This window comes from Microbulbifer jejuensis (assembly GCF_047289955.1).
In the GTDB taxonomy this organism is placed as follows: domain Bacteria; phylum Pseudomonadota; class Gammaproteobacteria; order Pseudomonadales; family Cellvibrionaceae; genus Microbulbifer.
Map to the genome: position 1 here is coordinate 50,100 of NZ_JBLBUB010000004.1, position 13,164 is coordinate 63,263.

The 13,164-nt window shown below is 53.7% G+C and carries 11 protein-coding genes; 6 read left to right on the forward strand and 5 right to left on the reverse strand.

Annotated elements, in window-relative coordinates:
* Positions 1-9 precede the first annotated feature (9 nt).
* The gene (locus ACL7TT_RS03600; protein WP_413393229.1) at positions 10-1,914 is read left to right on the forward strand and encodes a bifunctional metallophosphatase/5'-nucleotidase; all 1,905 of its coding nucleotides are present in this window, start codon (positions 10-12) and stop codon (positions 1,912-1,914) included.
* Positions 1,915-2,098: 184 nt separating this feature from the next.
* Here the strand turns inward: ACL7TT_RS03600 and ACL7TT_RS03605 are convergent, their stop codons facing one another.
* Positions 2,099-2,425, reverse strand: a complete 327-nt coding sequence (locus ACL7TT_RS03605; protein ID WP_413393230.1) for a type II toxin-antitoxin system Phd/YefM family antitoxin — start codon at positions 2,423-2,425, stop codon at positions 2,099-2,101.
* A 380-nt stretch (positions 2,426-2,805) separates the two neighbouring features.
* On the opposite strand from ACL7TT_RS03605, the gene ACL7TT_RS03610 reads away from it, so the two are divergent.
* Together ACL7TT_RS03610 and ACL7TT_RS03615 are read left to right on the forward strand one after the other, a co-directional pair.
* Positions 2,806-2,970, forward strand: coding sequence for a hypothetical protein (locus ACL7TT_RS03610; protein ID WP_413393231.1), 165 nt, complete (start codon positions 2,806-2,808; stop codon positions 2,968-2,970).
* Positions 2,971-2,983: 13 nt separating this feature from the next.
* Positions 2,984-3,163 carry a hypothetical protein gene (locus ACL7TT_RS03615; RefSeq protein WP_299940223.1) on the forward strand — a complete coding sequence of 60 codons (180 nt, stop codon included), beginning with the start codon at positions 2,984-2,986 and terminating at the stop codon, positions 3,161-3,163.
* A gap of 285 nt (positions 3,164-3,448) precedes the next feature.
* Here the strand turns inward: ACL7TT_RS03615 and ACL7TT_RS03620 are convergent, their stop codons facing one another.
* Entirely contained in the window at positions 3,449-6,061 is a 2,613-nt protein-coding gene (locus tag ACL7TT_RS03620; RefSeq protein WP_413393232.1) for a TonB-dependent receptor, read from the reverse strand.
* Between ACL7TT_RS03620 and ACL7TT_RS03625 the strand changes: the two genes are divergently transcribed.
* Complete coding sequence (locus tag ACL7TT_RS03625; RefSeq protein ID WP_413393233.1) at positions 6,060-6,257, forward strand: hypothetical protein; 198 nt, start codon at positions 6,060-6,062, stop codon at positions 6,255-6,257. The genes ACL7TT_RS03620 and ACL7TT_RS03625 overlap by 2 nt on opposite strands.
* A gap of 119 nt (positions 6,258-6,376) precedes the next feature.
* Here the strand turns inward: ACL7TT_RS03625 and ACL7TT_RS03630 are convergent, their stop codons facing one another.
* Together ACL7TT_RS03630 and ACL7TT_RS03635 are read right to left on the reverse strand one after the other, a co-directional pair.
* Positions 6,377-7,186: an iron chelate uptake ABC transporter family permease subunit gene (locus tag ACL7TT_RS03630; RefSeq protein ID WP_413393235.1), complete on the reverse strand. Its 810-nt coding sequence runs from the start codon at positions 7,184-7,186 to the stop codon at positions 6,377-6,379.
* Between the two features lie 6 nt (positions 7,187-7,192).
* Positions 7,193-8,020, reverse strand: coding sequence for an ATP-binding cassette domain-containing protein (locus ACL7TT_RS03635; protein WP_413393236.1), 828 nt, complete (start codon positions 8,018-8,020; stop codon positions 7,193-7,195).
* 215 nt (positions 8,021-8,235) lie between these two features.
* On the opposite strand from ACL7TT_RS03635, the gene ACL7TT_RS03640 reads away from it, so the two are divergent.
* Positions 8,236-9,021, forward strand: coding sequence for a metal ABC transporter solute-binding protein, Zn/Mn family (locus ACL7TT_RS03640; protein ID WP_299940209.1), 786 nt, complete (start codon positions 8,236-8,238; stop codon positions 9,019-9,021).
* Positions 9,022-9,109: 88 nt separating this feature from the next.
* On the opposite strand, the gene ACL7TT_RS03645 is transcribed toward ACL7TT_RS03640, so the two are convergent.
* The gene (locus ACL7TT_RS03645; protein ID WP_413393238.1) at positions 9,110-9,415 is read right to left on the reverse strand and encodes a hypothetical protein; all 306 of its coding nucleotides are present in this window, start codon (positions 9,413-9,415) and stop codon (positions 9,110-9,112) included.
* Between the two features lie 282 nt (positions 9,416-9,697).
* Here ACL7TT_RS03645 and polA point away from each other — a divergent pair, with 282 nt between their 5' ends.
* Positions 9,698-12,436, forward strand: a complete 2,739-nt coding sequence (gene polA / locus ACL7TT_RS03650; RefSeq protein WP_413393239.1) for a DNA polymerase I — start codon at positions 9,698-9,700, stop codon at positions 12,434-12,436.
* The last annotated feature ends 728 nt before the right edge of the window (positions 12,437-13,164 follow it).

Below are 13,164 nucleotides of genomic sequence, written 5' to 3' on the forward strand. Positions count from 1 at the left end.
ATAAGAATAATGATGGTTTTGACTCGATGGATTCTCCTGTTTAGTTTGTTAACGTCACCATTACTGATGGCGAAAGAAACACAGTTCTCCATTTTGCATACGAATGACTGGCAATCCCGCCTGTTAGGATTTGGGCCAAATTCTGAATATACACCGAATTCGATCAACGATGATCAGACCATTGGCGGCGTAGCTCGCCTGGCGACACTGATTGATGATCGTCGAAAGGCACTTGGGGAACAGCCGATTCTATTGCTGGACGGAGGTGATATCAGTCAGGGCACGCTATTCCATACCCTGTACCGGAAACATGCCCCAGAGCTGAGATTGATGAAAAATCTGGGCTATGACGCTGTTACTCTGGGCAACCATGAATTTGATTTTCGTTCAGACGGTCTTTCAAAAATGCTGGAAGCCGCTAAAGAGCACCTTCAGGATTTGCCCCCCATTATTACTTCCAACCTGAAGCTGCCTCCAGCGCAACAGCATCTGCAGAAAGACGGTACGATCCTGAAGTGGAAAGTGATTGAGAAAAGCAATATCCGCTTTGGATTGTTCGGTTTGATCGGTAATGAAGCCGCCGAAGTTCTTGCGCCCGATGATAACCCTGCGGTTTTTGCAGATCAGGTGGCCACAGCAAAAACCATGGTTAAGCTGTTAAGAGAAGAACAAAATGCAGATGTCGTTATTTTGATATCTCACAGTGGTGTCAGGATAATGGACGATGGCAGCTGGGGTGGTGAGGAAGTTAAGTATGCCCGACAGGTTCCCGGTATTGATGTGATTGTTGGCGGTCATAGCCATACGCTTCTGATGGAGCCGATTATGGTTGGAGAGACCGCCATTGTTCAGGCCGGCTCGGACACGCGCTATCTTGGGGAGTTGAACCTTGGCATTGATGATTCTGGAAAGGTCCGTGTTAAACACTATCAGCTGCACAGAATTGATGACCGCACTCTGGGTAAGTCAGACGTTACTCTACAAGTGGAAAATTTTAAGACCCTGATCAATAAGGAAGTGATGACCGACGACTTTTCTTTTTATCAACCTCTGGTACAAACACCGAAAACCTTAACCAGAGAATACTCGGACAATGCCCTAGGGAATCTGGTGGCCGATGGGATTCGCTTCGCCAGCGGCAGTGACATCGCCCTGACCACGAACAGCCTGATCCGGGATGATTTAATAGCCGGTGAATCCGGTGTTCAGTCTGTATCGGATATATTCCGGTTGCAGCCACTGGGGATAGGGCCTGATGATCAGCCCGGCTATCCATTACTGAAAATCTGGATGACGGCAAAGGAGATCAGGGGCCTGATGGAAGTGATGTCGTTTGCCTACATCATTAAAGGAAATGACTATTATCCGCGCTTTTCGGGCCTGCGCTTCAGCTATAACACACTGCGCCCACCACTGGATCGAATTACCTCTATTGAACTGGGCTCCGACGAGCTGGGATATGTCCCACTGGATCTATCAGACGACAGCAAACTATACAGCTTTTCCGCATCCAGTTATGTCGGTGGCTTTGCCAGGACTATCTCCGAACTGAGTTATGGGCTGGTCAGTATAGTCCCTAAAGATCGCCATGGTCAGCCAGTAACCGATCTGAATGACAGTATCATTGACAGAGACCCAGAAATACCGGGAATTCAAGAGTATAAAAACTGGCAGGCGCAAATAAACTATTTTGCACAGTTGCCGGATATGGATGGTAATGGGATCGGGGATATTGTGCTTGATAAGCATATTACATCTCCAAGAATGCAGGCTATCAGCAGTTTGAAGTCATCAGATTTGGTTGCCAATGCAACGCTAATTGTATGGGCATGTGGGTTGGTATTGCTCTTGCTTGCCGTCTTGCTGATCATGTTGATGATCCGCATCACTAAACGGTTTCGCAATGCTGTATAAGCGCTAAAGCCCTGGAAGTTAATTAGGGCTTAGAAAGCGCTTCATGTTCTTTTTACCCCCTGCTCTAACCTGTTTTCGTCAGCCAAAAAGTGGTGGCCTGCAGGGGGCGCAGTTTCCTCAATAACATCCTCATCGGCAGATGTACCTGTATATGCCGGGATAACCTCTATGCCTGGTGCTTCCACTATTTCTCCTTCTTGAAGTCCCCTAAATCAGAACCACTTATATTTGCCAGACGCTTTGCCATAGATGTGGCTGATTCTTCAACGCTTTTTTCTGCCGAACCGGAAAATCGAGCTATACCATGTTTCAACTCGGATGTACCACGCTGGGCATATTCGCAGAACTCAACCATCTGCTCGAACAGGTCGGCTGGTACTGCGTAAAACTGTACTCGGTTGTGTGCCGCAACTGCCACAGGCTTCCCATTCGCTTCTTGCTTAGCCGCATTAGGATTAGACTTGAATTGACTGTTCGGTGCTGTGTAGTCACGCATTACCTTCTGAAGCATGACAAACCTCATTGCTTTTTCATGTCGAATGGGGGCTAATTATGGCTCATTTTTTCGAACCAATTCTATCAGAAAGGTTCACATGCGTTCTTCTCTATCCTCTAAATAAAATCACTGATTGTATATACAGATGCAGTAGAGGGTAACTGTGTCTACCTGTAGAGACCGCAAGGTGTAAAACACTAATTGTATATACAGTAATTACCTCTGAAAGTTAATTTAACCTATTGATATTATTGAATTTAAAATAAAATGGGCTATCCTGTTGTTAACTATTAATCCCATAAAGTGTGGCAGCACTGGAACCCATCTTGAGGAATCTTTTCGATAGTTTTTGTCGCTCGAGAAGAGCGCGATGCATTACCGGAGTGGTTGGTCTGATGATCGCTGTGCCGTTCCTGCTTTGGGGGATGTTCGGTGCTATGGGCATTGTTCCGTCACTTTATGAGGTTTTTGGGGTATTGGGGCTGCGTATTCCTGCGGCAATCACAATTTTCGGTTTGCTGATCGCCGCCGTTGGCTTCTGGGAGTATGATGACGATTAACTGGGAGATACCTGTGTTCAAGCTTTCGGATGTTTTTATTTTGTTGGCGGTTGCCATATCTTTTATCCTGTCTGGTTATTTGTGGTTTAGTGGATATAAGGCGCAGGGGATTTTTACTGCGCTTTGGGTGCCGAGCATACTGGCTTTTGGCATCTACTTTAAGGTATCGGCATTAATCGCGCGTAGGGACTGACAGTGTCTGACTTATACATTCTTGTGATCGCAGCCAGTGTATTTATTTGTATGTTGGTTGGTATCATTATGACGGTGTATGAATTTCACAGGGCGGGCTCGGAACCTGTTCACCCCGGAGCAGACAGGGAAATGAAAGCGGGCGTTCCTAAGTGGCGTGGAACACGCAGATAAATGCGCAAAGCCCGGGGCGGAGGTTGTGGCAAAAACCCTCCGCATGGATCAATGTGCAGCCGTAAAAAAGGGCGGCAAAGCGCCGCCCTTTTTAAGGACTGTTCACTCCATATTAAAACGTGTAAGTCATTTTCCCATAGATAAAACGGCCGCGCGGATCATGCTGGGATTGTACATAGCCATACAGATCAGAGTCGCCATCACCAATCGCAAAGGGGGGCGCTTCATCGAAAACATTATCTGCGCCCAAGCTCAAGATCATATTCGTAAAACCGGTGTACCGCGCCTGCAGGTTTGTGGTCAGGAATGAGTCCACAGTGCGGGAAGTATTGGTGTCGTAATCTAAAGTGCCGTCAAAATCTATATCTGGAGTATCTTCAAACTCTCCTATATAGTTAAGCCCCATCCTGAATTCAAAATTGTCAAAGCTCCAGTCGGCACTTGCTGACCATCGATGCTCAGGATATTCATACTCTCCCGCTAGATTTCTACTATTCAATGCAGAACTGGTAGAAAGTTGTTCAACCCGTTCGAATTCATTGAGATAGGTATAGTCCAACCGAAGACCCAAGTCTCCTCCCGCTAAAGGAATGCCAAAATAAACAAAGGTAAGATCAATACCTGACGCAGATTGCTCGCCAACATTAATTATCTCACCGGTAATAGACTGCAAGTTTCCAAGCGTATCCTCGCCAAGAGGAGTGTCCCTTCGACAAATGCTACTTTCTTGATCATTACAGTGTTGGCTATATAGGTGGCCAAAAACCTTATCAATCTTATCCTCTTGGGTAATACTCCAGTAGTCGAGAGACAATTGCATGTCCTCTAGAGGCTCGAGCACAATGCCAAAGTTATAAGACTCAGATTTTTCCGCATCTAAATTCGGGTTGCCAGAAAATACAATCGTATAGTCTGTTTGATTACAGTAGGTTTCATTGATCTCGCAGCCATAGGTATCTACGAAAAACAGAGATTCCTGGGATTCGCCAAGTCCTATTTGTGCCAGGGAGGGGGCCCGGAATCCGGTGCCCCAGGAAGCACGCAGGGACAGTCTGTCATTGACGGTCCACAACAAGTTGGCCATGGGGTTGGTCGTGCTGCCAAAGTCACTGTAGTCGTCATAGCGACCAGCCAGGGTCAGGTCGAAATTGGCGGGGAGGGGAATGGCGAATTCAATAAAAGCGGAAGTGATATCCCGGCTGGCCTTGGCGGATACGGATTCGGTGCCAAAGATCAGGCCGCGCTGGAACTGGTCATCGGGGTTATCGGAAGCTTTTTCCTCGCGGTACTCAAGCCCCGTCGCCATTGCGATCATACCGCTGGTGGTATCGAGCAGATCGCCATTGATGGTGAGGTCATAACTGGTAAGCTCGGATTTTCCCTGGCGCACCAGGCTGGTGGTAATGGCGTCAATCACAGCGTCCGGATTCTGTACGCCACCGAAGGGGTTGTAGTGCCCCGCATTGATTTCCTCCTGCAGCAGATCCGTGCGAACCCAGCCTTGGGAGCGATTGCCGGTCTGTGTGGACTCGCTGCGGGAGCGTTGTACCGAGGCTTCCCAGTTCCAATCGGAAATACCGCCGCGCAGCCCGAAGACACCGCGCAGATTATCGGTTTCTATATCCCACTGGCGTGCGCCTGCATCCACTGTGCGATAGCGGAAGATATTCACACGTTCACCGAAGGGGTTGTTGGGATGATCTGCGTCCACGTAGAGTTCAGCATCTCCGTCCAGCGGGGTAGGGGCGCCCTGGGCCACAGAGGTATTGTGCTGCACAGCAATTTCGCTGAAGAATTCAATATTCTCGGTCAGATCTGTGTGGCCGAGCATCAACAGGCCAGTGCGCTCCGCCTCCGGGGTAATCAGAGTCCAGGGGCCGTAGTCGTAGACACAGACCGTTCCGGTATCGCGCTCTTCCGGACAGTTCGGGTCGGGGACCGTCACCCCGCTGGGTAGTGTAAAACTGCCTGGGTAGCCCCGCGACGAGCGGAAGTCCTCTCCACCCCGGCCGGACTGATTAGCTGTGCCCAGGCCGCTGCGCTCGGTACTGGCCAGGCGGCTGTTTTTATGGTGGTCAAGGATCACTGTGAGGTTGGAGTCTTCGCCGTTGATGCCCCAGACTGCGGAGAGGGACTGCTCGTCATAACCGTCGGCACCGCCGTAATCCATGGAGATCTCCGCGCCTTCGAAATCCTTGCGCAGCACCAGATTGACCACACCGGCCACCGCATCGGACCCATAAATGGCGGAGGCGCCGTCCTTCAGGACTTCCACCCGCTCAACAGCGGCCAGAGGAATACTGTTGATGTCGACAAAGTTGGTGGTGATGCCCTCGGCAAAGGCGCTGATAGCCACACGCCGACCATTGACCAATACCAGGGTGGCGTCCGAGCCCATACCGCGCAGGCTCACAGCGGCGGCGCCATTGGCGGTAGAATCCTGATTGTTGCCGCGGGTGGAAAAGGTGCCGTTACCGGCGGCCGGGTTCTTTTCGAATAACTGTTGCAGATTGGTGTAACCGGATTTTTCGATGGATTCGCGATCCAAAACCTGCACCGGTGTGGCATTCTCAAATTCGCTGTTGCGGTTGATGCGCGACCCTACAACAGTGATCTCTTCGATGGCGCCTTCCTCGGCGGCGAGGAGGGTTTGTGGTGTTGTTGCGGCGGCAGCGGCGAGGATGGCGCTGGCCAGTAAGGTGCGGCGGGGAGTGAAATTTTCCATGATCCTTGCTCTTCCTTTTGTCGTCATTATCCGTGACTGGCCCAAAATGGCTGGTCGTCGGGCAACACTAGCAATGGCGGAATACCGAAACAATTGGCTGTCGGCCGGGCAGCGGTTTATTGGAGAAATGGGTGATATAAATCCCATTATTGAGAGAATCAACGCGCCAAACTGCAGCAGTAACGGTTTACCCTAAGTACTTGAACCCTGGGGAACGCCAGACCGGTTTGCGCAGCGCCTTTCTAGGGCGGCAATCAAATACACCATGGGGCCTTAGTGCCTTGCCAGAGACATTGTACAAAGGGTACCCAGTGGCTATCTGGTTCCGGTTGGCCACAACTGACAGATCAGGAAGAGTAGCGCGGCCGCCAGCACGATGGCGGGACCTGCAGGGGTATTCCACAGAATCGAGGCCAGCAGACCGAGTACGACGGCGAGGCATCCGATCAGCGACGCCATCATGGCCATGAACTCCGGTGTACGGGAGAGCTTATGCGCAGCCGCAGCGGGAATGATCAACAGCGCGGTAATCAGCAATACACCCACGACCTTCATGGCGATGGCGATCAGCAGTGCCAGCATCAACATCAGTGCCAGGCGCACCCGCTCTACGGGTATCCCCTCAACAGAAGCGAGCTCCTCGTGCAGAGTAAAGGCCAGAAGTTTCTCCCAGAGAAAAAAGAGCAGCAAAAGAATCCCCATCGCAGTGGCAGACATCAGCAGCAGGTCCTGGCCATTGACTGCGAGCAGATCGCCGAGCAAAAGTGAGAGTAAATCCGCTTTAATCCCGAACAGGCCTATGGTGACGATGCCTAGGGCGAGCATTGAGTGGGAAAGAATCCCAAGCAGGGTGTCCACGGCGAGTTTCTGGCGGCGCTGCAGGTACACGAGCAGTATTGCCAGCAGGCAACAGGTACCGCCTATCGCCAGTATCGGCAGAATATGCAAAACATAACCCAGGGTGATGCCGAGCAGGGCGGAGTGCGCCAGGGTATCGCCAAAATAGGCCATGCGTCGCCAAACGGCGAAACACCCCAAAGGGCCGCTGACCAAAGCGACCAGCAGACCGGCGCCCAGGGCGTACCAGAGGAATTGGCTGTGCAGTAATTCGCCGGGCTCAATCACTGATGTTCACTCTTTGTCTTTGGCTGCAGGTGTTGGGTCGGAGTACTCGCGCGGGCAATCGGCTGCATTCGCGATATCGCCGCTGAGGTGATGTTGGTGGTTGTGCTGATGGGTGTATGGGGCCACCTTGTCGCCGAACAGCTCCAGATAGGCCGGGTCCCGGCTGACCTGTTCCGGGAGGCCGTGACAACAGATATGTTGATTGAGACACAGTACCCGGTCCGTGGCCGCCATGACCAGGCGCAGATCGTGGGAAACCAGCAGAACGCCACAACCGAGTTCGTCCCGAAGCGTGGCGATCAACTGGTACAATTCACCCTGGCCACCCACATCCACACCCTGGGTGGGCTCATCCAGAACCAGTAGGTGTGGTTTGCGGGATGCCGCACGGGCCAGCAGTACTCTCTGCATCTCTCCGCCGGAGAGGTTGGACAGGCTGGTATTTTTTAGCTGCCCGGCCCCGACTCTGTCCAGTGCGGCCTGCGCCTGGGAAGGCTTCAAATGCCGCTGACCCAATAATAAAAAGCGTTCGACCGACATAGGCATGGCGCTGTCAATGTGCAGTCGCTGGGGCATATAGCCGATACGCAGCCCCTGTTTGCGCCAAATGATGCCGCTGCTGGGTCTGGACAGGCCCAGCAGCAGTCGCAGCAGCGTGGTTTTGCCGGCACCGTTTGGGCCGATAAGGGTGACTATGTCGTCCTGTCTCAACTCTAAAGTAATGTCCTTTAGCAGTTGCCGACCGGCGAGCTGCAGAGAGACATTGTCGGCAGTAATGAGCGACTCAGAAGGGCTCAGGGTGAAATCTCCGGGGCTGGCATGGGCAAGAGGCATGGGTGTTCCGGCGTTGCTGCGAGCCCGTTGGGTTGGGAGTTGGCCAATCGGGCTGGCGGCTTAAAGCCGGTTGTGATTATATCGCAGTTTTGCGTTGCCATTTATCTTCCATGTTTCCCTCTACGCGTATTTTCCCTTTATCCGTTTTGGCCCTGCTCGGTTTTTGCCTCCTGGCCTGTGGTGATCCGAAACCTTCCCCTGGGGGGGAGCTGGTGGTGAGCGTGCGCCCGCTGGCTTTGATCGCACAGGAGATTACCAAGGGTGAGATACCTATTCGGATATTGATCGAGGGAAGGGATCCACACCACTATGCACCCAGTATCCCTGAACGGGCAGCTCTGGAGCGGGCATTATTGATCGTGTGGCTGGGCCCGCAGATGGAGGGTGTTATGGCCGGGCAGATGGCATCTCTACCCGCTGAGAGGCAGTTGCAGCTGTTGACCAATAGTACTTTTGAATATCAGGGCGCCAGCGCTGCGGACATGCACCTGTGGCTGCGCCCGCGCAACGCGGCCATTGCGGCGGCGCAAATTGCCGAGCGTCTGGCACAGCTGCGGCCGCAAAGCGCCGAGTTGTATCGACGTCGCGCGCGGGATTTCTCGCGCTCCATGGCCAACCTGCAGAAAGTACTGGATCGCGCCCTATGGGGCTATCGTAACGTGCCTATAGTGGTGACCCACGACGCCTACGGGCATTTCTTTGGTTCCGCCGGGATAGAGACACGCGCGCTGGCCTACGGCAGCGATAGGGGGTACGGTGCCAGAGCCATGCTTGATCTCTCTGGTGCGGGGGAGGGCTGTCTGTTTGGCGATGTCCCGGAAAACGCGCGCGACAGACAGCTGGCCAGGCACCTGGGCCTGCACTATGGGACCCTGGACTCCCTCGGTGCGCAGTTGGGCCCGGATGCCAGCTACCGGGATCTGATTGAATCCCTGCTGGCCCAGGCCCGCGGGTGTCTGAGCCGGATTCCCGACGCGTCCACCCGCGGCTCCCGGAATTGAATACAATTCGGTTGGTTTTGGATTTTTGATGGGAGAGGGCGCCCAGCGGTGTTGACGCTGGGCGAAGAGCTGTGTTGGTATGATCCGCTCAGTCGGGGGGATTGGCACTGCTCTTTAATTGTTGTAATTTTTTTGCGCGGTCGGCATCCCGTCTGGCCTGCTGACGCAGCTTTTCCAGTTGACGCATCTGGCGTTGAAACAGCCGCTTTTCCTGTGCCTGCCGGGCCTCCTTGAGCATCAACTCATGATTTGATGCGGTGGTGTGTTTTGAGGGAAACCCCTCTGTGTCCGAGTGCCTGTCCCGAGCCTCCTCAGCTTCACCGGCCAAAACAGCGCCTGCCGAAGCTTGTATGCAGGTGATCATTAATAGAGCGGTGCCGATCACTCCTCTCATGGTTGGATTCCTTCCTTCATCATCTGTTGGGTCCTATTTTCATGGGAATAAAAGTGCCTGTGCCGCCTGATGGCAGCCTGGCGCATTTGGTTCCCGGGGGAGTTAGCGAGCGGTGAAAGTCGCTATCGAGAAGACTAGCCCAGTGTGTGGTTCTGATGCGGTTGGTGCGCCAATAGTTGTTATGTGCAGGTTGAGCGGAAAATCTGCGTGAAGGGCGTTATCCTATTGGCCAGCCCGCCTCCTGTGGGTGCAAATAAAGCCCAACAACAGACCCCTTGACTTATGAGCAAACAAAGCCCCGATGCCGCCCCACTGATTTTGGTGGACGGTTCCTCATACCTGTATCGCGCCTACCATGCCCTGCCGCCGCTGACCACCAGCCAGGGAAAACCCACCGGTGCAGTTCGCGGCGTCATCAGCATGTTGCGCCGCCACTTGAAGGAGCACGTCGACAGTACTGTGGTAGTGGTCTTTGATGCCAAGGGCAAAACCTTCCGCGACGAGATGTTTGCTGAGTACAAGTCCCACCGCCCGCCGATGCCCGATGACCTGCGCGAGCAGATTCAGCCGATACACGACATTGTCGACGCTATGGGCCTGCCTCGTCTGGTAGTGGATGGGGTTGAGGCAGACGATGTGATCGGCACTCTGGCATTGGAGGCACAGCGCAGCGGCCAGGAGGTGATCATTTCCACTGGCGACAAAGATATGGCGCAACTGGTGCGTCCAGGGATTAGTCTGGTCAACACCATGTCCAATACTGAGATGGACAGAGAAGGTGTGGTAAAAAAGTTTGGCATAGGGCCGGAGCTGATTATCGATTTCCTCGCTTTGATGGGGGATAAATCCGACAACATTCCCGGCGTGCCGGGCGTCGGGGAAAAGACGGCGTTGGCGTTATTGCAGAACCTTGGCGGCCTTAAAGAGATTTACGCCGATCTGGGTGCCATTGCCACTTTGGGCTTTCGCGGTGCCAAGACCCTTGGCAGTAAAATGGCCGAACATCGCGCGGCAGCACAGCTCTCTTACAGGCTCGCCACCATCAAAACCGACGTGGAAATGCCCTATCACCCCCAGAACCTGCACAACTCGGCACCGAATACCGGGAAGTTGATCGAGTTATTCGAACAAAACGAGTTTCGCACCTGGCTGGAAGAGCTGACCAGCGACAAGGTCGAGGAGGCCATGGCCGAGGCGGTGGAACGGGACTATGTGGTTGTGACAGCAATGGCCGAGCTGGATGCCTGGCTGCAGCAGCTCAAAAAGTCAGAAATCTTTGCCTTCGATACGGAGACCACCAGCCTCAACTATATGCAGGCCAAGCTGGTGGGGGTGTCCTTTGCGGTTGAGCCCTACCGCGCCGCCTACGTGCCGCTGGCCCACGATTATATGGGCACACCTGAGCAGCTGCCATTTGAACAGGTACTGCAGAAACTAAAGCCGCTTCTGGAAGACGAGAAGCAAAGGAAAGTGGGGCAGAACTTAAAATACGACAGCCATATCCTGGCAAACTATGGCATTGGGCTGCGCGGTATTGCGCGGGATACCATGCTGGAATCCTATGTGCTCGACAGCACCGCCAGCCGTCACGATATGGACAGCCTCGCGCTCAAATACTTGGGAGAGCACACGGTGCATTTTGAGGATATTGCCGGCAAGGGCGCCAAGCAGCTGACCTTTAATCAGATAGCGCTGGACAAAGCCGGCCCCTACGCGGCGGAGGATGCCGATATCACCCTGCGCCTGCACCGGGCATTGAGCGATCGGCTGGCGCGGGAGCCCTCTCTGGTAAAGGTCCTCGATGAAATTGAGATGCCCCTGTTGCCGGTGCTTGTACGCATGGAGCGCAACGGTGCCTACATAGACGCAAAAATGCTCGCGGCACAGAGTGCCGAACTGGAACAGGAGATGCGTGAGCTGGAGCAGCAGGCCTACGCGGTGGCAGGAGAGGAATTCAATCTGAGTTCCACCAAGCAGCTGGGAGCGATTCTTTTTGAAAAGTTACAGATCCCGGTGATCAAGAAAACCCCCAAGGGGGCGCCTTCCACAGCGGAAGCGGTGTTGCAGGAGCTGGCCCACAATCACGAGTTACCGGCGCTGATCATGCAGTATCGGGGCTTGGCCAAGCTGAAAAACACCTATACCGACAAGCTGCCGAAAATGATTGATCCTGTCAGTGGCCGTGTGCACACTTCCTACCACCAGGCGGTGACGGCCACTGGACGCCTCTCTTCCAGCGATCCCAACCTGCAGAATATCCCGATTCGAACCGAGGAGGGCCGCCGAATCCGCCGGGCCTTCACAGCGGATCCGCGGTTCAATGGTGGCAGTAAGATCATCGCTGCGGACTATTCACAAATCGAGTTGCGCATTATGGCGCACCTGTCTGCAGATAAAGGGCTGGTGAATGCCTTTGAGCGCGGCGCAGATATCCACCGGGCCACTGCCGCAGAAGTGTTTGAAGTGGCTTTGGATGAGGTCAGCGACGAGCAGCGTCGCCGCGCCAAGGCCATCAACTTCGGCCTGATTTACGGTATGTCGGCCTACGGTTTGGCCAGGCAACTGGGCATTCCCCGCGCAGATGCACAGACCTATATAAACCGTTACTTCGAGCGCTATCCGGGGGTTCTGCGCTATATGGAGAACACCCGTAAACAGGCTGCAGAAAAGGGCTATGTGGAAACCCTGTTTGGCCGCCGCCTGTACCTGCCGCAGATCCACTCTCGCAATGCCATGCAGCGCCAGGCCGCCGAGCGCACTGCGATCAATGCGCCCATGCAGGGCTCGGCCGCAGATATTATCAAGCGCGCCATGATTGCAGTGGACACCAGGCTGACAGGGCAAAACCTGAACAGCAAGCTGATCCTGCAGGTACATGACGAACTGGTGCTGGAGGTCCCCGAGCCGGAAATAGAGACTGTTGCAACTGCTGTGACGGAATTGATGCAGGGCGCCGCGCAATTGCGTGTACCGCTGATCGTCGATCTGGGGCGCGGCAAGGACTGGGACCAGGCGCATTGAAGCCCCGGCCGTTAGAGGTTTTTTACGCCTACAGGGATGTTCAAGGCAGTGCCGATGTAAACAAGTGGTTTCCGTCGATGCCTGATTGGTGAAAGGCGCGCCAATATTTGTGTTTTTACTGCCATTTTTACAATCTTTAGCGAAATCCGTGGAACTGTTCCGGCGACAGCCTCTCTAAAATGGCAAGATTGTTGGAATGCGTCATCATCCCCCAAGGAAGTCAGATGTTTGCCCCGGAACTCCCCCAAGTCCGGGGCATTTTTTTGTCCCCCTCAAGTTGAATTTTGCTCGTCGGGCGTCCTTTTGCGGCTTTTTTCTTCTATTGCATAACACAGGCCCGACCGGCAGACCCGCCGGGCGTTAACTGGACTAGTCTGAGCACTGCGGAGACCCAATTCCCGCGGGGGCATTTTCAGGTGCCTGTACCCAGCTTCCACTAACCTGCGGTTTTACGTGTTGTGAAAAAAGAGAATATTTGGGTTTTGCTTGCCTAGTGAATATCGGTGCAGGCCCCGCCAAGTTGAGTAAGTCTTTCAAGGGCGCCGATCAATGGATGATGGAACCTCCATTGGGTTGCCGAGTTTATCAATAAAGAGACTTTGGTACGGATGCATAGGCTGAACGAGCAACAATCGCCCAGTATTCCCCGTGCTATTCACCAGCCTGAGGAGCCAGTTGCATGATTGATAGAGTCGGCCTGACTATCCGGCGGTTTTTGGCAGGTTGGC